Here is a 19,000-nt window from a genome sequence, read left to right on the forward strand (position 1 = left end):
CCACGCCGACAGGACCAGATCACGCTCGCCGTGATCCAGGACCGACACCTCGCCCACCACCACCGACGGATCCGCCACCAAGAGACGGTCGAACAGCGATTCCAGGCGGGCGATGTGCCCGTCGATCTCGTCGGCGGTGTAGCGCTCCGGATTCCACGCGAAGTGAACTCGCGGTGCGCCGTCACCCAGCCGTGGATAGATGTTGACCGCGACGTCTTGGATGGGGAAGTTGGTCAAGATGTTGCTGGTGGCCTCGGAAGACCCGAAATAGATCGGGGCCGCGAAGTCGAGAACGTTGACCACCGGACCGAACTCGACGTTCATGTCGGGATGAGTTCCATCGCCGACGATCTCCGGGAAACGCCGAAACTGTTGATGCCGCAGTGCACCGATGACGGCCGTACCAACCCGATCAGTGACTGCACCGATGGTGTCGGCTTCGCAGACATCGATGATCAGCGGCACCATGTTCGACACCATGCCCGCACAGCTTTTCAGCGCCGCAGTCGTGCGCGCCGAAACCGGTAGTGACAGCGAGACAGTCTGCCGCCCGGTCGTTTTCGCGATGAACACCGCCATTGCCGCGACAACCCTCGCGACGTCGAAGGGGCCCTGCGCGTTCTCCGACAACCGATGCGTGCAGGCCAGCTCGCGCACCAGCGCGTGGCGCGGCGCCACCGACCGCTGCATCCCCGCCAGGTCCGTGACTTCCAGAGACCCGCGCACCACCGACTTCCAGTACTGGGCATCGGCATCGCTGCGTGACGACTCCTGATACCTCTGATCCGCGGCACGGATCACGGCGAACTCCGAAAAATCGACTTCGCCGGTATTGGCAGGCGCTCCCGAATAGACGGCCGCGACGTGCCGCATGAAATTGTTGGCGCCATAGCCGTCCATCAGGACGTGGTGCACCCGCACGTAGAAGTAGGACAAGTTCTCGGCGACTCGCAGGAGCACGAAGTTCGTGAGCCGGTCACGGTCCAGATCGACCGGCCGACGGTAGTCGTCGTTCATCCAGGTGCGAGCAGAACCTACTGGGTCGGACTCGGTGCGCAGGTCAATACATTGCAGGGTTTGCGGAACCGAATGGTCGAGCACGAAAACGGGTTCGCCATCGACCAGGGATAGCCGAGCACATGGTGTGCCGAACCGCGTTGCCGCCGATTCGCATGCGGCCATGAGCCTTTCAGCATCGACTTCGTGATCGATCTCGACGTAACCGGCAAAGTTGTACGGGACTTCGGGTCGCAGTTCCTGGGCAGCCCATATCGACCGCTGAGCAGGGGTCAACGATCCCAACAGGTCCGGTTGCGCACCGTAATTGAGCATCTGATGACGAACTTTCTATTTGGGCCGGCGTCCCGGCGCTCGCAACCTTAGCGTCGTTGAGTTGGCTTGCGGCACAACATAAAAAGGAACAATCATCCGGTTCGACCCGCAGCCAGTTTCGCACGCAAGCCGCTGTCGTCGTCAAATAGATTGTGCTGCATCGTGTTACCTCATCGCCGAGTGAAGACGTCGCGATAAGGCGCGACGGGAGTAGTCACGCCCAGCTCGATCGCCGCAGCGGAATGTTCGGCCGCGCCGGAGTCTCTGGTCGATAGCCGCACTATGTGTGGCTATCCAGGTAGCCCCCGCGTCGAAAGAATTTCTCCCCATTGCATTCCACTCCGTCCGACGAACGGACCCGAGTGATCAGCAGGCCGCGGTTGCCTCCCCGACGCGTGTTGGGCCCGCACGCCACCACACCGCCCTCTTCCTGCACCATCACCCGACCCGGCGTACCGCCGTAACAGGCATCGGAAACGCGCGCCTCGAGGATCTCGATCCGCTCCCCGCGATAGAAGCAGTAGGCCCGGGGATAGGGATCGGACAGTGCGCGCACGAACCGCTCGAGATCCTCGGCCGGCCAGCTCCAGTCGATCAAACTGTCGCGCTCCGAACGCTTGTGGAAGTACGACCGTTCAGACTTGTTCTGCGGCCGAAAGACCGCGACACCGGACTCCAGCGCAGTCAGCGCTTCCGCCAGCACATCAGGGATCAGGTCCATTCCTCGCAGTACTAATTCTGTGCCGGTGTCGGTGGGGCCGATCGGCACCGCCCGCTGGACCAGAATGTCCCCGGTGTCCAGGCCGTCATCCATCCGGTGCACGGTCAATCCGAACTCGGACTCGCCGCTGATCAAGGCCCACAGCACCGGTGAAAACCCGGTGAACCTCGGCAACAACGAATCGTGAAAGTTCAGGGTTCCGTGCGGCGGAAGGTTGTACAGTTCCGCCGGCATCCGGTAGTACCAGCTGTTGACGACGATGACATCGGGTTCGGCGCGCTTGACCAGGTCGATAGTTTCCGCATCAACCGTCTCGGTGACATGCAAAGGGATGCCGTGCTTGCGCGCGAGTTCGTCGACCGGTGCCGACCAGATGGCCTTATAGGACTCGTCGCTGGCCGGGTGGGTCACGGCAAGCATGACTTCATGCTCGAGATCAATCAACGCCTGAAGGGTCTTATGGCCCCAGGCCTGGAACCCGAAAAACACAATGCGCATCAAGCAAAACCCACTAACTCGTTGCCCGCCCGGCACGGGCTCTTGCTAAGCACCGCCTGCCAGCGGAAGATGTTACCTTAGCCTCGCCTAACTCAGCGAACGGACCGTTGTAGTTAGAAAGGGGCGGATCAACTCCCGGGCGTTTGCGGCTGCCCCGTTGGTTCTCTCGACAGAAATACCGCCGAGACGCTCGCGCCAACCGCCAGTGCGGCGGCCGCGGCAAACACTGTCGTGTAAGCGTGCGCCAGCTGCGCCCCGCCACCGCCTTCGTGGCGATGGAGCTGATTGGTCAACAGCACCGCCATCAACGCGGCCCCGGCGGCGCTGCCCACCTGATCGTTGACGCTTCGCAGCGTTGCACCCCGAGCAATCTGACGCGGCGCCAACGACTGCACGCATGCCGCCGACAGTGGTGTCGCGGCGCACCCAACACCGATGCCCACAATCATCAGGCCGGCCAGCAACGTCGGTGAGTAGGCCGCTTGCCGGGCGACACCGAGGGTGAAGATGCCCAGGCCCGCCGCCATCAGCGGGAAGCCGATCTTGACAATCCTGCCGGGCCCGAACTTGTCCATGAGTGCCCCGGCAACGGGCGTGCTCACTACGACGCCGATGCCCATCGCGATCAGGTGCAATCCCGACTGCATCGGGGTCTGGTGCAGCGCGACCTGAAAATAGCTCGGAACTACCAGCAATATCCCTACGTAAGTGACCGCGAAGATCAGCAGCGTTACGTTGGCCTGCCTGACCACCTGGTTCTTCAGCAGTCGTAGGTCGATAAGTGGGTGATCCGTGCGACACCAGGCGTGCAAAACAAAGGCGGCGATCAACGCCAGGCCGGTAATCAGGGGGATCAGCACATGGCGATCGGCGATCGTGTGACGCCCCGGAATGGCCGATACCCCAGCCAGCAGGGTCGCCATGCCGGGTGACAGCAGCAGCGCGCCGGTGACATCGAGTGCCTCCGACGGTGCGCTACGATCCTTGGGAAACATGACTGCCGCGAGCACGAAGGCGATCAGCCCGATCGGCAGGTTGATCAGAAATATCCACTTCCAGCCGTAGGTGCCGATCAACCAGCCGCCCAGAATCGGTCCGCCAACGGGGCCGAGCAAGAAGGGAATTGCTCCTACCGCGATCAAGCGCCCGAGGCGCTTGGGGCCTGACTCGCGGGTCAAGATCACATAGCTCAGCGGTGTCATAATGCCGCCACCGGCTCCCTGGAGCACGCGGAAAATGATGAGCAGCAATATGTTTGGAGCCACCGTGCACAGCAGCGAGGCCAGCGTGAACAACAGGACACCGCCCATGAACAGCCGCTTGGTGCCGAACCGGTCGGCCGCCCAACCGGTGATCGGGACGACGGCAGCAAACGCGAGCATGTAGCCGGCCATCGTCCATGAGACGACGACCTGAGTAGATCCGAATTCGACGGCAAATGTTCGTTGGGCGACGGCGACAGCGGTACCGTCCAAAAATCCCATCATGCTGGCCAGGCCGCACACCGCACCGATCCGGAGCAGCCTGGCGTCGAGCTTGTCGGGATAGTCGGCATCACCCACGCCCGATTGCCCGATGGTTGCCGAAGACGCGTCGTTCATAGCGTTGCCGAGCATATAGACGGCGGCCGAGGGCGGTTTGCCGACGTTGCGTTAGCGTCGTGGGTGTGACCCTCAAAGACATCGCCCTGACCACCCTCGAGGGCCAGCCGACCACGCTGGCCGAATTGTCCGACGGCGCAACCCTGGTGGTGAACGTCGCCTCCAAATGCGGGCTGACCCCGCAGTACACCGCGCTGGAGAAACTGGCCAAAGACTATGGCGACCGCGGCCTGACGGTCGTCGGCGTCCCATGCAACCAGTTCATGGGCCAGGAGCCGGGCACGGCCGAGGAGATCCAGGAGTTCTGCTCGACGACCTATGGCGTGACGTTCCCGTTGCTGGCGAAGACCGATGTCAACGGCGATGGCCGCCACCCGCTTTACGCCGAATTGACCAAGGCCGCCGACGCCGACGGCGGCGCGGGCGACATTCAGTGGAACTTCGAGAAGTTCCTGCTCTCGCCCGACGGCGAGGTGGTCAACCGCTTCCGGCCCCGCACCGAGCCCGACGCCCCCGAGGTCATCACCGCCATCGAGGCCGTGCTACCCCGATAGACGGTCGGGCTACGCGATGCCCAGGTAGACGAATTGGATCACTGTGGTCACCGCGCAAAGCGCCAACACTGCCGCCATGATGCAGTAGTCGATCCGACCCGGGCGGCAGTGACCGGCCGAAAGCTGGCCGTACCCGCCGCGCGCCGTGATCGCGTCACCCATCTCGTCGCCACGGCGCAATGCCACGGTGATCACGGCAGCCATCACGTCCACGCCTTCGGCGAACCACCACCGGACGCGTGACCGCATTCCCGACACCGCCGCCCGTGGGCGCAACCGCCGGGCCGCATACAACACCCGGAATTCTTCGACCAGCATCGGAAACGCCCGCAAACCCAGCGCAACCGCCACCGACCAGGCCTCGATCGGAATCCGCATGCGCTGCAACGGTTTACCCAACCGGGCCAGCGCGGGCGCGATCTCGGCGACGTTGGTGGTCCACGAGACCAGCGCACCCAGGGCCAGGACGATCACCGTCATCGCCAAGAACTGCAGTAAATGCAACAGCCCACCGAGCGGTACCCGCACCGAGGCGACCGTCATGACCGGACCGCCCCCGGCCAGGGCAGCGGCCCCGATGGTCAGCAGCAGTGTCAGCCACGCCCAGCGCGGAATCGTCGGCGCCGCACCACGCGGGATGCGTGCCCACCGCAGCGCACCGACCATCACACCGGCTGCCACCGCGATCGTGGCCCATCCCGGACAGATCGCGAGCATGGCCGCAATCGCGGCGACGACAACCAGTTTCGTGCCCGCCCACATCCGATGCACCGCGGTGTCGCCGGGCACCGGTGTCAACAGCACCGGGGCTCGCCGCTCCCGTCGCCGCGGCTGATCCACCGGCCGCCGTGGGCCAAGAGCGCTGCTCGACACCGCCGCCGACACCGAGCCGCCCGTGAGGTGCACCGAGCGCGGGCAGACCTCCTGCAGGCCCGAGAAGTCGTGCGATATCACGATGACGGTCAAACCGGTCTCGCGACGCAGCTCCGCCAGCAGCCGCACCAGCCCCTCGGCGCTGGCCGCATCCAACCCGGCCAGCGGCTCATCGAGGATCAATGCTCGCGGCGAACGGATCAACAAGCCGGCCAACACAACTCGGCGCATCTGCCCGCCGCTGAGCTGATCGATGCGCCGATCCGCCAAGTCCGGATCCAGCCCGACCATCATCAGCGCTGACTCGATACGCGCGCGATCGTGCGCGCTGAACAATGCCGCGGAAGCGATCTCGAGCCCAACTCGCTCACGCATCAGTTGCAGCCGCGCCGCCTGAAACGACAATGCCACCGCACCGACCTGCTCAGAGGCCGGTCGCCCGTCGATGAGGCAGCGACCGGACGTGGGTTCGATCAGCCCGGCCATGATCCACGCCAGCGTCGACTTTCCCGATCCGTTGTCGCCGTGAATCAGGACACCCTCGCCCTCTTCGACGACAAGATTGACGTCGCGCAGCGCCGTCTTGGCCCACGGCCCGCCGCGGCCGTACTCGTGCCAAATCCCTTCCAGTTCAAAAATTATCGAGCAGGCTGAACCCGTCGTACGAAGCCCCGGCGAGGGCGTGGCGGCCGCAAGGATCATCTCGGCGTCTGATGCATTGCCGTCGAGCCGCAGCACCCGATCGGCCGCGTCGGCCTCGCGGCGGTGGTGGGTGATGTGAGCCAGCGACATGTCTCGATGCCGAGTCAGCCCGGACAGCACCGCCATCAGGGACTCCCGCCCGCGCGGGTCCACCATGCTGGTGACCTCGTCGGCGATCAACAAGGACGGCCGGCGCGCCAAAGCCGCGGCGATCGCCAGCCGCTGTAGCTCCCCGCCCGACAGGCCATTCGTGTCGCGCTCGACCATCCCGTCGAGTCCCACCTCGGCCAGCAACCCGGCGACGTCGACGTCCGTCGTGGGTGGCAGTCCCCAGACGACGTCATCGGCGACGCGTGTTCCCAGTACTTGGCTTTCGGGATGCTGCATGATGACCGCGGTGCCGCCGACGCGCCCCAATCCCACCGTTCCCGCGCGCTCGATCGTGCCCGCGGTGGGCTCGCGCCCGGCCAGCACCAACATCAGCGTCGTCTTGCCCGATCCGTTGGACCCGGTGATCGCGAGGTGCTCCCCCGGCGCCACCGTCAGCGACACCGGTCCCAGGGCATCGCGGTCGGTATCGGGATAGCGGAACGTCACATCGTCGAGCCGGGCCGGTACCGGTGCCACCGGTCCCTCATGCTCGGGTGCGTCGAGCTTGTGCACGTCCGGGATACCGGCCAACCTGTTCAACACCCGCGACAACGCCCACCACCCGATCAGCGTGGCGATGCTAATCCCGACCACCGACGAGGCACCGATGAGCACCGGCCAGTTGCCCAGTGCCATGGTGTAAACGGACTTGAGCAACCGCGCCGGGGCGCCGAGGTGCGGGATCCAGGACAATACCGCGACCGTGCCGTCGACATTGGCCGTCAACGAGTCAAAAGCCAGCCGCCGCAGCGGCGCCAGCACCGCCAGTGCCGCAACGGTTCCCACACCCAGCAGGCCACCGGCGGCCGCGCCGACCCCGGCCACCGTCAGCGCACCCATGTCGCGCCGCCTGACGATCCCGGTCAGTCCACCCACGTATGCGCAGGCCGCCACCGCCGGGACGCCCTCGGCGCCGGCGACCAAGAACGCGATCGTGCACCCGGCCACGGCGGCAACAGCGAGCACCGAGAGGCGGTAGCGGTACGCCAACAACCCCATCGGCACACTGCCCAATACCGACAATGCGCCCGCGAACGGAATGACCGTCCCCAGGATCGCCGCGGCGGCCACCAGAGCGGCGGTCACTGCGGCCTGAGCCATCTCGAGCGGCGCCACCCCGGGCGCCACGGAGCGGACCGACCGCACGTCGAGGTCACGGAAACCAACAGTCATCTATCCACTGTGCGCAGTCGCTGCTGAGAACTCACTGAGACGACGGCCGCAGCAAGACTCGTTCTTCGACAAACACCTGGCCATCGGGCATGGAAATGGCCCCGGAGAATTCTCCAAGGGCCACTCGCTAGTAGCGGGGACAGTGTGGTGTTTCAGGACATGCGAATAGGGTGTCTCAAGACATCGGAATAGGTATGTCGGCCAGTTTCAGCGGGTGTCGAAGGCTCGTCTGGTCATCACCGCCGTCCTCGTCGAGGGCCGTTCGCAGTCGCAGGTCGCCCGCGATTACGGGGTTTCCCAAGGGTGGATATCGCGGCTGCTCAAGCGCTACACGCTCGAAGGCGAGGCCGCATTCGAGCCACGATCGCGACGGCCCCATAGCAGCCCGACACGGCTCGCGCAGACCACGATCGAGCTGATCATCGACATCCGACGCACCCTGGTCGGCAAAGGGCTCGACGCCGGGCCGCACACCATCGCCTGGCACCGGAACACCACCACCGGCTACGGGTTTCGGTGGCCTCCATCAGCCGCCACCTCGCCGCGGCGGGACTCGTCCAACCCAGCCCACAAAGCGGCCCAAAGCGTCCTACATCCGCTTTGCCGCCGAACAACCCAACGAACGCTGGCAAGCCGACTTCACCCACTGGTCTTTGGCCAATAACACCCACACCGAAATCCTGTGCTTCATCGACGACCACTCCCGCTACGCACTATCGGTCACCGCCCACCGCCGCGTCACCGGCCCCATCGTCGTCGACGAATTCAAGAAAACCTATGCACGCCATGGCATTCCACACTCCACCCTGACCGACAACGGCATGGTCTTCACCACCCGATTCGCCGGCGGCAAAGGCGGACGCAACCAATACGAAGCCGAACTGCACCGCCTGGGCGTGCGCCAAATCAACTCCACCCCAACCACCCCACCACCTGCGGCAAAGTCGAACGATTCCACCAAACCCTCAAACGCTGGCTCACCGGCCAACCCCGCCCCACCACCCTGACCCAACTACAAACCCAACTCGACGCCTTCATCGACGAATACAACCACCGCCGCCCCCACCGCGCCCTACCCCACCGCGCCACCCCAGCCACCATCTACACCAGCCGGCCCAAAGCCGACCCAGCAACCCGCATCGACACCCACAACCGAGTACGCACCGACCGCGTCGACCAAGCCGGATCTGTCACCCTGCGCGTCAACGGACGCCTGCACCACATCGGCGTCGGCCGCATCCACTACCGAACCCGCGTCCTGATCCTGGTCCAAGACCTCAACATCAAAATCATCAACGCCGCCACCGGAGAACTACTCCGCGACTTCACCCTCGACCCCACCAGCGACTACCAACCCACCGGCGCCCCCAAAGGCCCCACACGGAAAAAGGCCCGAACCTAACGCAGGTTCAGACCTATTCCGATGTCTTGCGACACCACACTAGTAGCGGGGACAGGATTCGAACCTGCGACCTCTGGGTTATGAGCCCAGCGAGCTACCGAGCTGCTCCACCCCGCGTCGGTAAATGCAAGGTTACCGGCCCGGTGTCGAGCCGACCAAATCGCGGGCTCAGCGGGGGTATCAGCACTGACCTCAATGGGAAGGCGGGTTCAGCCCGTACCGCTGCGCGATGTCGTCCATCCAGGCCGGCGACCCGTAGGTCAACCCGTACTTGTCCGCGAGCTTGCCGAACTCGGGCAGCAGGTGCAGCGGCGTGCCCGCCGGGTCCTGCGCATGCTCGACGAGCAGCTCACCGAGCTCCCGGAAGTAGTTCTCGAACCCGCCCGGGGTGATGATCTCGACGATGCGGCCCGGCTCGCTGCCGGCGTTCCACATCGCGTGCATCTGCCCGCGCGGCTTGGTGATGTAGCCACCCGGACCGAGGACCACCTCGCTGTCGTCGGAGCGGAAGCCGATCTCCCCCGCCAGCACGATCGAGTGCTCGTCCTCGCGGGTGTGTCGGTGCGCTGCGGTGAGCAAGCCGACCTCGAACGGGTGCTCGACGATGGACACCTCCCCGCCGTTGGTCTTGCCGGACAGTTTGAACACCGCCCCGAAGCCCGGGAGTTGGACGACGTCGCCCTCCCCCGGCTGCACCACAGTCACCCCGATTTGAGTCGGCTCGGTCATCAGAGATCGCCTCCTGGAGTCGGCCGCCTAGGCGGTGCCGTTTTCGGACTTGAGCAGCCACGCCTCTTTTTCCAGTCCGTCAATGATCGCATGCAGCAGGTCAGCGGTCGTGGGATCGGCGTCGTCGACGGCGTCGTGCACCGCGCGCATGGTGCTCACGACGGCGTAGATCCGATTGCTGATCATGTCGACCGCCTGGCTAACGCCGAGCAGGCCCGGCGGTATGGCGGGAACGGCGGTCGTCGCAACGACTGTGTCGGAGCGACCATCGGGAACCGCGTCCAAGGCGCGCATGCGTTCGGCGATGGTGTCGCTGGCCGCACGCGCCGTGTCGACGATGGCGTCGAGCTGCAGGTGCAGATCACGGAAGTTCGTCCCGACGACGTTCCAATGCGCTTGTTAGGCTTGCGGATGTAGCTCGATCAAGTCGACCAACACGGTCTGTAGGTGGTCGTAGAAACCGGCCGGGCGTGAAACGACTTGACCTCGTCGGCATTACGACGATGTGCGGACAGCGAAGTGATCATGGTGCACTCCTCTTGTGTTCGGTTGCGGCCGTTAGATAGGCCTGGTAATCCCCCGAGCCTTTCATCCGGCGCATCGTGTCCGCGTGAGCGGCCGGGTCCGCGCAGGGCGCCGTCGCTACCATCGGTCCCGTGCCCGCCTTGAATTTGTCGTATTCGAGCGCGCGGGCCTGCCGGTACAGCCGGGCGAACTCGCGGATGAGTTCCGGATCGTCGACGGCCAGGAAGTGCCAGCGTTGGGTGTTGCCGCCGTTGGGAGCGCGCACGGCCGCATCGAGAATGCGGGCCTGCGTCTCCAGCGGAATCGGCTCCGGCCGCAGCCGTCGCATCATCCGGGTGGTGTAAAGGCCTTCATAGATGTCCATTTCACCGTTCCCTTCCGCTACTCGGGCAACGTGCTGTTGAGAATGAGGTCGACCATGTTCCCCCGCTCGAACGTTGGGTCAAAGCGCGCCAGCACGTCGTCGTTCATCGTCCCGAAAGTGGTGGCCGGACGATGCTTCATACCGTCGTTGAAGGCGACCAGGATGCGGTTCTTGAAGTCCGGACGCGGATGGGCGGCAATCACCGCGTCAATGGCGTCCGGGGCGAGCTGCTCTCGGCCGACGCCGACCACATCGGTCTTGACACCGGCTGCGAGCAGGGCGGTTTCGGGGTCGAGACGCGCGGGAACTTCGGGTGTCGTGTGCAGCGCGATACCGAGCCAGACCTTGTCGGCATCGGCTTGTCCGACACCATGTTTGAGCAGGAAGTCGCGCGCCGCGTCGGCACCGTCCATCTCGAAGCGCTGGGTCGACGTGCGGTAATGTGCGGAGAGGCCGAGGTCGTGGAACATCGCTGCCACGTACAGCAGTTCGGGGTCCGGTTGCAGGCCAAGCCGACGACCGTGCAGCGCGCCGAATAGGAATGTGCGGCGGGAATGGTGAAAGAGCACGTCTTCTTCGGCGCTGCGAATGAACTCGGTTGCCTCGCGGACAAGTGGGGTGTCGGGTATCGCGATGCCGGCGACGGTTTCGATTGACCGAGTGGCCATAATTGCCTCTCATTCCATGCCTTTCGCTAAAGTTTGCGCCGCCGCGGGGCTATCCGGCTGGGGCGATACGGCCGCTTTTCCCACAGAATCCGACATACGTTAGGCGGCGAGGATCGCCTTGGCCACCTCGTCGGGGTGGGTCAGCAACCCGTTGTGCGTGCCGGGAACGACGATGGGCTGCACGCCAATTCGGGCGGCGGATTCGTCCGCCGGCCGCGGCATCGCCCGATCGTCGGCACCGGTGATGTAGGTCATCGGGATACCGAGGTCGAGCGGGTGGATGTCGAGGGAATCGAGAAAGTACCTGCCGGGCTGCAGCGTCAACATGTTGGCCACGAACCGCTGCAGGTCAGCAGAGACGCCTTGCATCAACTCCTGCTCGACGTATTGCAGGGTGGCCGGAACGGCCCCTACCGGGGATTCCGCTATCCAGCGCAACGCGGACAGGCGCTTGTCAGGCGGGTTTTCGTCGACCAGGGACCTGCCCGGCAGCGGCACGTGCCCGTTGTAGTAGACGAGTCGCTCGACCCGATCGGGAAGCAACGCCGCGGCGCCGGTGGCGGGGTAACCGCCCCAGCTGTGCGCAACCAACACCACGTTGCCGGATTCCAGCCGGCGCACTTGGTCGACGATGTACTCGATCGCATCCTGGAGTCGGTATCGCCGCGAAGGATCGTCGCCGTCGTTCATCCCGGGCAGCGTCAAGGTGATCGCCCGATGACCCGCGGCCCGGAGCCGTTCGGCGACCAGTCGCCACGACCATGCTCCATGCCACGCGCCCGGAATAAGTACGTAGGTTGACACTCGTCTCACCCGGCCATCCGCAGCATTGTCGACGGGCGGATCAACTCCGCGCGAGGACCGACCATGTTCATCAAGCGTAGGAATCGCTGGACCATCGTTGGATCCGTCTGCGCCGCAACAATCATTCGGTCCACCAGAGCGTTCCGCAGCCGCACGGACACAGTTCTTTTCCCGGCTATTTGCGGCAACGCCAAATCAGAGCTCACTGCCGTCTGCCAAGCCACGCCAATCTCTTTGGCAGCAGCACGGAAATACCGCCGCGGTAGGCCTTCGTCGCCCTGCGCAAGGCAGTCACTCAGGATCAGCGCTTCGATGGCCGCAACCGACATCCCCTGGCCATAAAGAGGATTGAAGCTGCAGACGGCGTCTCCCATCACGAGCAGACCGTCGGGGATGCGGGACAGCTTGTCGTAGCGTCGCCACCGATTAGAGGGAAATCTGTACTGCGTAACGTCTGCGAGTGGTTCCGCGGACCGCAAGGCGGCCAGCACGTGTGGGGGCGCGACGCCGGTCAGGCAATTGAGCAGAGCGGCAATATCTTTGGGCGCTTGCTGCCCGGCCAGTGTTTGCACCGCAAGCATGTAGGTATTGTTCTCCCCCGCGAACATCGCGAATGCCATTGGGCTGCTGGGCTCTGCCGCGGTGAGCGTGACGTTCTCCCACAATGCGCCCGGCGGGAGATAAACCGGCAGGCCGGCGTAGGTGACGTGCACCTTCAGTTGGTCTTCGCGCGGCCGGCCGTAGCCGAGTTCCTGCAGAAAGATCGGTGTTCGCGAACCGCGCCCGGTGGCGTCCACGACAAGATCCGCCGTGAGGGTGTCTTCGGCGCCAGAGTCGCGCCGCGCCAACACAACACCGGTCACGCGGCCCTGGTTCTGGGTCGCCGGCAGCCGCACCGCCTCGCAACCCTGCAGAAATTCCACGTTGGGAGCCGCACGCACACGGCGACGCAAACTCCACTCGAGAAACGGCCGGTGCGCGTAGTGGATGACGATGGACTCGGGATCGGGAACTTGGCCGGAACGCAGCAACTGGTGCCCGCCGAAATTGATGCAGAGCCGCGACAGGTCACCGTCGCCCCAGACGCGGGCGCCGCCGGCGAGCAGCTCATCGAGGAAGCCGGGGAATAGTTGGTCCAGAATCCGTGTCAGCCGGGCCGCCGGGATGTGCGGCAGGCCGCCTTGCGGCACCCCGCGACGCGTCTGCGGTCCGTACGGAAGGATGTCGCGTTCGACCACGATCACGGAGCGGTAGAAGTCGGCAAGTACTCGCGCGGCCAGCAACCCGGTAATGCTGGCCCCGAGAACTATTGCGGTATCCCTAGATTCGGACGAGCTTGTCTTCACGATGACTCCTGTGCTGGTGCCCGCGAAAACGGGCCGGCGCTGTGGCAGCACGCCGGCCCGTCGCTTAGCGGTGCCCTACTCGGGCCAGGTGTTGCTGAGGATGATGTCGACGAAGTTGTCGCGGACGAATGTCGGATCGAAGTGCGCGAGCACGTCGTCGTTGACCGTGCCGAAGGTGCTGTGCGGTCGGTGCTCCATCCCATCGTTGAACGCAGCCAGGATGCGCCGCTTGAAATCCGGACGCGGATGAGCAGCGGTGACCGCGGCGAGCGCCTCAGGCGAAAGCTCGTCGCGGTCGATCCCCAGCACGTCGGTTTCGACGCCCGCCGTCACCAGCGCGACTTCGGGTGCCAGGAACTCGGGGATCCCGGGCGTCGTATGCAACGCGATGCTCAGCCACACCTTGTCGGCGTCGGCCTGATCGACGCCGCGCTCCAACAGGAACTGCAGCGCAGCGTTGGCGCTGTCGACCTCGAAACGCAGCTGCGAGGTGCGGTAGCGCGAGGTGAGGCCGATGTCGTGGAACATCGCCCCGGCGTAGAGCAGCTCCAGGTTGGGTTCCAGTCCGCGCCGGCGTCCCTGCAGGGCCCCGAACAGAAACACCCGGCGGGAGTGGTCGAAGAGCAGGTCGTCTTCGGCATCGCGGATATGGGCGGTGATCGCGCGCACCAGTGCGGTGTCGGGTATCTCGATGTCGGCAATGGTGTCCATCAACTGACTATCCATGGTCTCGCCTCCTCGTCGCTGTTGGTTGCCAGTTTGCGGGCGGATGTGCAAATCGACCCTTGTCGTTCCAGCCGTCTTCTCCACAGAAAGCGACACAATGGTTTGGTGGCCGAAGCCGGAGCGCGTTCGCGGGTGGTGGTAATCGTCGTCTTCGACGGGGTGACGCTGTTGGACGTCGCGGGAGCCGGTGAGGTCTTCGTCGAGGCCAACCGGTTCGGCGCCGACTACCGGCTCAAAATCGCGTCGGTGGACGGGTGCGACGTGACCAGCTCGATCGGGACGCGATTGGGCGTCACCGACCGCCTGTCGGCCATCGATTCGGCCGATACCGTCATGGTCGCCGGCAGCGACAACCTGCCCGGACGAGCGATCGACCCCGCGTTGGTGGAGGCCGTCAGATCCGTGGGGGCACGGACCCGCCGGCTGGCCTCGATATGCACGGGTTCGTTCATCCTCGCGCAGGCCGGCCTGCTCAGCGGCCGGCGCGCCACCACGCATTGGCACGAGACGCGGCGGTTGGCCCGGGCGTTCGGGGATGTCACCGTCGAGCCGGACGCGATCTTCGTCCGCGACGGCGACGTCTTCACCTCCGCCGGAGTTTCCTCGGGCATCGACCTGGCCCTGGCGTTGGTCGAAATGGATTACGGGACGGAGCTGGTCCGCGACGTGGCCCGGTGGTTGGTCGTCTATCTCAAACGCGCGGGCGGGCAGTCGCAGTTCTCGGTGCTGGTCGAGGCCGACCCGCCGTCGGGATCGCCGCTGCGCACGGTCACCGATGCGATCACGGCCGATCCCGCGTCCGATCACAGCGTGTCGAAGCTCGCGGCCAAGGCGTCGTTGAGTACCCGTCAGCTGACCCGGCTATTTCAGTCCGAGCTGGGGATGACGCCGGCGCGCTACGTCGAGCTGGTGCGCATCGACTTCGCCCGCGCCGCGCTCGAAGCCGGCCGAAGCGTCACGGAGACAGCGCATCTCGCGGGTTTCGGCAGCATCGAAACCCTGCGCCGGGTGTTCGTCAACCACCTGGGCATCAGCCCGAAGGCCTACCGGGACAGGTTCCGCACGGCCTGCGCGTGAAATTCAGGGCGGCCGAACCGAATTCGCGAGGCCTTGGGACGACCACCGCGGTGTTCACAGTCTGCGCAGTCCACGAAGGATGCTGCTGAACGGAAGGCTCGCAGCGAGACCACGGCTGAGGCTGCGCTGGATACCGCTGACATTACTCATCACCGCGTACTGCAAGCCATGGTCCCGCCATTCGGCGACCTGCTCGACAACCTCGGCGGGGGTTCCGGCGAGCAGCGTCTCGCGCAGCACCGACGTCGGCACGTCGGCGGTCAACGACAGCACCTTCTGCTCGTCCAGTGTCTGCGGGATGATGTCTTGCCCACCCGCAAAGTCCTCGCCCAGTGGATGACACACGCCGTGGCGGGCCCACACTCGTGCGGACGAGTTGAGCGCAATCGCCTTGATGGGATGGGCATTCAACGCTTCGTCGATGTGGTCGCGGTTGTAACCGGTCAAGACGAAAAACATACCCGCGGCGGTGACGGAGAGCGGATCCCGCCCGGCGTCGGAGGCCGCGGACCGGATTGCTTGCAAGCCGGCGGCGTAGTCCTTCGGTCGGTACTGGAAGGCGGCCGGGAACCATCCGTCGGCGTAGCGGCCCGTCGCGCGCAACATACGCGGTCCGTGCGACGCGATCCAGATCCTCGGCCAGGTCCCTCGGTAGGGAGGTAACCTGAACGCCGCATTGTGCAATGGGAAGAACGACGAGTCGCGGGTGATCAGTTCGCCGCCGGAGTCCCACAACGCTCGAATGGTCGCAACGGCTTCTTCGAAGCGCGCCACCGGTTTTGACCAATCCACGCCGTAGGGTTCGTTACTCGCGCGTGCGCCCGTCCCGATTCCGAGGATGGTCCGTCCGCGCGTCAGTAGATGCAATGTGGCGGCCGCCTGGGCGGTCACGGCGGGGTTGCGGCGGCCGGCGTCGGTGACTCCGATCCCAAGTCGGCGCCTCCCCCACTGGTTTCGAGCGACCAAATGTCCCAGCACCGTCCAGGGGTCGTAGTGCGCCTCGATGTCGGAGACCAGGCGCGCAGCCCCAACATACTTGGGCGTCATCACTGCCGGGGGAAACAGCGAATTGATGTGGTCGGGTAGCCAGTACGAGTCCGCCCCGGTACCGACCGCGCTGAGATAACCCAAGCTCACCAACGCCGTCGGTGCGCAGCGGGTGTGCAGCGGCTGCTCGATCAATCCGACCTTAAGCATCAGACACCCTCGTCCTGCGCCGCGACGCTTTGATCACCCGGGCCACCATCGAGGGCCGCAACAACCGCGAAGGCGGCTCGATCATGTTGAGCGAGAGCAGGAATTGCTGGATAAGAGCCGGCTCGACCTCGGCGGCGGCGAGCACCCGGTCCAAGTAGGCATTGGTGAGCCGAACGGAGGTGGGCCGCTTGCCCGGTATTTGCGGCAAGGCCAGGTCCGAACTCACCGCCGCCCGCCACGCCACACCAATCTCTTTGGCCGAGCGACCGAAAAACCGCCACTGCAGCCCCGCCCGCCCTTGGCTCAGACAATCCCGCAACACGAGCGCCTCGATGGCGGCGACCGACATGCCCTGCCCGTAAAGCGGATTGAAGTTGCACAACGCGTCGCCGATCACGATGAGCCCATCGGGCATCGAGGCCAGTTTGTCGTAGCGGCGCCACCGGTTGGACCGAAACCGGTACTGGGCGACATCCGCCAGTGGTTGGGCGCAGCGCGCGGCGGCCAGCACGTGCGGGGGCGCCAACTCGCTCAGGCAATTCAGCAGGGAGGCGTGATCGGAAGGCGCCGCGTGCCCCGCCACCGTTTGAACAGCGAGCATGTAGGTGTCGTCTTGCCCGGCGAACATCGCATACCCACGCGGCCGGCTCGGCTGGGGCGCGGCGAAGGCGATCAATTCTCGTAATGTCCCGCGGGGCAGCTGAACCGGCAAACCGGCATAGGTGACGTGCACCGTCAGTTCGTCTTCTCGCGGTCGCGGAAAGCCGAGCTCTTCGAGCAGCGCCGGTGTGCGCGAGCCGCGGCCGGTCGCGTCCACGACGAGATCGGCACTCAACGTCGTCTCCGCTCCGGAGTCCCGCCGTGCCACCACGACGCCGGTCAGACGATCACACCGGGCCGTCGAGGTCATGCGCACCGCGTCGTGGCCGTCAAGGAACTTGACGTTGGGCAGCGCCGTCACCCGGCGGCGCAGACTCCACTCCAGGAACGGCCGATGCACGAAGTACATGGCGAGCCGCTGGGGGTCGGGAATTGTGTCCGCGCGCTGGAACTGGTGGCCGTTGAACGTGATACACAGCCGCGAGAGGTCACCGTCGTTCCATACTCTGGTGCCGGCGACAACCAACTCGTCGAGAAATCCCGGGAACAACTCATCCATGATCCGCATGCCACGCGCCGCCGGAATGTGTGGCATGACGCCTTGCGGTACGCCACGGCGGGTCACCGGCTGGTCCGATAATTCGTCCCGCTCGACCACGGTGACCTCGCTGTAGAAGTCGCTCAGCACCCCGGCGGCCAGCAACCCGGCGACGCTGGCCCCGAGAACGACTGCGGTTGAGCAGGGTTCGGACAAAATGATCTATCTCCTTGGCAGGGCGAATCATGTGGCGTTGCCTAGGGTCTAGCGGGAAAGAGCAGACATAGGCGTGCGCGAGGCTCCTGCGGTGTACATGAGACACACCCGAGTTCGGCGCGCCCATTTCCGGTTTGACGCCATGTCGCTTTTTGTGGGCAAGACGTCCGATGTGCACCGGATGCGGAATCATCGCAAGCCAGACACTGATCGTGTGGTTGCACCACGAGCACCCGCGTCTTCGCGCGCACACAGCCCGGCCGAAAACGCACGTATGAGGTCGCCGGCCTTCATAACGCCCGAAAACGTGTCTTATTGGCTGGGTTTCGCACCCGCCGAGCGGATCACGGGGTCGAATAGCACTCTGTCGGCGGCCATCTGGAACTTCGGCGATGCCCCCGTGTACGAACTGCCCGGGCCCGCAGTCGAGAACACCGACCTGATCGCCCTTCCGATCAGCGGGCATCATCACCACACCTATTTCGGTGACGGCCGCCGCAAATGGAGCCGGGCACACCCGCCGTTCCACCTGAACATCGTGGTCGCCGGCGAACAACCAAGAGGAATCTTCCGCTCCGAGCGGCCATTCAGCTATCTGCACGTGTATCTGCCGCACGCCATGATCGAGCGGGCCGCGGTCGAGAGCGGCGCGATCAAGGCGGGTCGTACCGTCACTCTGATCGATCCGATGTGTGCCCGGGATCCGCTCGCCGAGGAGATCTGCCGAGGCATCGTCCGCGAGTTCAAGCAACGCGATGGGTGTTCCCGGATGATGATCGAGTCGCTGGGCTGTCAGCTCGCCGTTCGCCTGGTGCGGCAGCATTCGAACGTATCCGGATCGACCGCCTTTGCGGCGAAAAGCGTTCTAGGCCACCGCGATTGGCGCTTGCGCCGCGCGATCGACTACCTGGAAGCTCATCTCTCGGCAGACGTGGGCCTGCACGAGCTCGCTAAAGTCGTCGGCTTGTCGGCGGGGCGATTGACCGAGCTCTTTCGCGAGGGCACGGGCGAGCCGCCGCATCGGTGGCTGATGAACCGCCGTCTCACCCGGGCATGCGAACTGCTGGCCAACCCTTCGCTGACGATCACCGAGATCGCACACGAATGCGGATTCGCCAGTTCGCAACATTTCGCCGTGGTGATGCGCCGACGGCTGGACACCACGCCGACCGCCTACCGAGGACGAATCCTGACCTAGACCCCC

At 65.0% G+C, this 19,000-nt stretch carries 15 protein-coding genes, 1 tRNA gene and 6 pseudogenes; 6 read left to right on the top strand and 16 right to left on the bottom strand.

Going from position 1 to position 19,000, the window contains the following annotated elements:
• Positions 1 to 78: 78 nt before the first annotated feature.
• The 3 genes and pseudogenes from G6N55_RS30455 to G6N55_RS10245 all read right to left on the bottom strand — a co-directional run.
• Positions 79 to 1,332: pseudogene (locus G6N55_RS30455) on the bottom strand (condensation domain-containing protein); the annotation flags it as partial.
• 280 nt (positions 1,333 to 1,612) lie between these two features.
• Positions 1,613 to 2,551 carry a methionyl-tRNA formyltransferase gene (locus G6N55_RS10240; protein ID WP_085224220.1) on the bottom strand — a complete coding sequence of 313 codons (939 nt, stop codon included), beginning with the start codon at positions 2,549 to 2,551 and terminating at the stop codon, positions 1,613 to 1,615.
• 128 nt (positions 2,552 to 2,679) lie between these two features.
• Positions 2,680 to 4,167: a DHA2 family efflux MFS transporter permease subunit gene (locus G6N55_RS10245; RefSeq protein WP_085224218.1), complete on the bottom strand. Its 1,488-nt coding sequence runs from the start codon at positions 4,165 to 4,167 to the stop codon at positions 2,680 to 2,682.
• A 50-nt stretch (positions 4,168 to 4,217) separates the two neighbouring features.
• Between G6N55_RS10245 and G6N55_RS10250 the strand changes: the two genes are divergently transcribed.
• A complete protein-coding gene (locus G6N55_RS10250; RefSeq protein WP_085224222.1) occupies positions 4,218 to 4,706 on the top strand; it encodes a glutathione peroxidase in 489 nt (162 codons plus the stop codon).
• A gap of 9 nt (positions 4,707 to 4,715) precedes the next feature.
• On the opposite strand, the gene G6N55_RS29740 is transcribed toward G6N55_RS10250, so the two are convergent.
• Both G6N55_RS29740 and G6N55_RS10255 read right to left on the bottom strand, forming a co-directional pair.
• Positions 4,716 to 5,591 carry a CbiQ family ECF transporter T component gene (locus tag G6N55_RS29740; protein WP_372517631.1) on the bottom strand — a complete coding sequence of 292 codons (876 nt, stop codon included), beginning with the start codon at positions 5,589 to 5,591 and terminating at the stop codon, positions 4,716 to 4,718.
• A pseudogene (locus G6N55_RS10255) lies at positions 5,568 to 7,532 on the bottom strand (ABC transporter ATP-binding protein); the annotation flags it as partial. The gene G6N55_RS29740 and the pseudogene G6N55_RS10255, both read right to left, overlap by 24 nt.
• Before the next feature lie 286 nt (positions 7,533 to 7,818).
• On the opposite strand from G6N55_RS10255, the gene G6N55_RS29745 reads away from it, so the two are divergent.
• The 3 genes and pseudogenes from G6N55_RS29745 to G6N55_RS29755 form a co-directional block, all read left to right on the top strand.
• Positions 7,819 to 8,268, top strand: coding sequence for a helix-turn-helix domain-containing protein (locus tag G6N55_RS29745; RefSeq protein ID WP_232078970.1), 450 nt, complete (start codon positions 7,819 to 7,821; stop codon positions 8,266 to 8,268).
• Positions 8,258 to 8,473, top strand: a pseudogene (locus G6N55_RS29750) (IS481 family transposase); the annotation flags it as partial. The gene G6N55_RS29745 and the pseudogene G6N55_RS29750, both read left to right, overlap by 11 nt.
• Positions 8,473 to 8,625: pseudogene (locus G6N55_RS29755) on the top strand (hypothetical protein); the annotation flags it as partial. The pseudogenes G6N55_RS29750 and G6N55_RS29755, both read left to right, overlap by 1 nt.
• A gap of 51 nt (positions 8,626 to 8,676) precedes the next feature.
• On the opposite strand, the gene G6N55_RS29760 reads toward G6N55_RS29755, so the two are convergent.
• The 9 genes and pseudogenes from G6N55_RS29760 to G6N55_RS10300 form a co-directional block, all read right to left on the bottom strand.
• Positions 8,677 to 8,877, bottom strand: coding sequence for a hypothetical protein (locus G6N55_RS29760; RefSeq protein ID WP_232078818.1), 201 nt, complete (start codon positions 8,875 to 8,877; stop codon positions 8,677 to 8,679).
• A 172-nt stretch (positions 8,878 to 9,049) separates the two neighbouring features.
• Positions 9,050 to 9,123, bottom strand: a tRNA-Met gene (locus G6N55_RS10265).
• 75 nt (positions 9,124 to 9,198) lie between these two features.
• Complete coding sequence (locus G6N55_RS10270; protein WP_085223054.1) at positions 9,199 to 9,735, bottom strand: cupin domain-containing protein; 537 nt, start codon at positions 9,733 to 9,735, stop codon at positions 9,199 to 9,201.
• A 27-nt stretch (positions 9,736 to 9,762) separates the two neighbouring features.
• Positions 9,763 to 10,262: pseudogene (locus G6N55_RS10275) on the bottom strand (Dps family protein).
• Between the two features lie 38 nt (positions 10,263 to 10,300).
• Positions 10,301 to 10,624, bottom strand: a pseudogene (locus G6N55_RS10280) (nitroreductase family protein); the annotation flags it as partial.
• Between the two features lie 17 nt (positions 10,625 to 10,641).
• Complete coding sequence (locus tag G6N55_RS10285) at positions 10,642 to 11,292, bottom strand: HD domain-containing protein (protein ID WP_085223055.1); 651 nt, start codon at positions 11,290 to 11,292, stop codon at positions 10,642 to 10,644.
• Positions 11,293 to 11,391: 99 nt separating this feature from the next.
• Positions 11,392 to 12,096: an alpha/beta fold hydrolase gene (locus G6N55_RS10290; RefSeq protein ID WP_085223056.1), complete on the bottom strand. Its 705-nt coding sequence runs from the start codon at positions 12,094 to 12,096 to the stop codon at positions 11,392 to 11,394.
• A 5-nt stretch (positions 12,097 to 12,101) separates the two neighbouring features.
• Positions 12,102 to 13,442, bottom strand: a complete 1,341-nt coding sequence (locus tag G6N55_RS10295; protein WP_179968137.1) for an FAD-dependent oxidoreductase — start codon at positions 13,440 to 13,442, stop codon at positions 12,102 to 12,104.
• A gap of 75 nt (positions 13,443 to 13,517) precedes the next feature.
• Positions 13,518 to 14,168: an HD domain-containing protein gene (locus G6N55_RS10300; protein ID WP_085223057.1), complete on the bottom strand. Its 651-nt coding sequence runs from the start codon at positions 14,166 to 14,168 to the stop codon at positions 13,518 to 13,520.
• Between the two features lie 105 nt (positions 14,169 to 14,273).
• Here G6N55_RS10300 and G6N55_RS10305 point away from each other — a divergent pair, with 105 nt between their 5' ends.
• Positions 14,274 to 15,245: a GlxA family transcriptional regulator gene (locus G6N55_RS10305; RefSeq protein ID WP_179968138.1), complete on the top strand. Its 972-nt coding sequence runs from the start codon at positions 14,274 to 14,276 to the stop codon at positions 15,243 to 15,245.
• Positions 15,246 to 15,299: 54 nt separating this feature from the next.
• On the opposite strand, the gene G6N55_RS10310 is transcribed toward G6N55_RS10305, so the two are convergent.
• Together G6N55_RS10310 and G6N55_RS10315 are read right to left on the bottom strand one after the other, a co-directional pair.
• Positions 15,300 to 16,442, bottom strand: coding sequence for an LLM class flavin-dependent oxidoreductase (locus tag G6N55_RS10310; RefSeq protein ID WP_085223059.1), 1,143 nt, complete (start codon positions 16,440 to 16,442; stop codon positions 15,300 to 15,302).
• On the bottom strand, positions 16,435 to 17,796 hold the full coding sequence (locus tag G6N55_RS10315) for an FAD-dependent oxidoreductase (protein WP_085223060.1): 1,362 nt from the start codon (positions 17,794 to 17,796) through the stop codon (positions 16,435 to 16,437). Before G6N55_RS10315 ends, G6N55_RS10310 begins: the two co-directional genes overlap by 8 nt.
• Positions 17,797 to 18,103: 307 nt before the next feature.
• On the opposite strand from G6N55_RS10315, the gene G6N55_RS10320 reads away from it, so the two are divergent.
• A complete protein-coding gene (locus G6N55_RS10320; protein WP_232078971.1) occupies positions 18,104 to 18,994 on the top strand; it encodes an AraC family transcriptional regulator in 891 nt (296 codons plus the stop codon).
• Positions 18,995 to 19,000 lie beyond the last annotated feature (6 nt).

It is taken from the genome of Mycobacterium florentinum, assembly GCF_010730355.1.
In the GTDB taxonomy this organism is placed as follows: Bacteria; Actinomycetota; Actinomycetes; order Mycobacteriales; family Mycobacteriaceae; genus Mycobacterium; species Mycobacterium florentinum.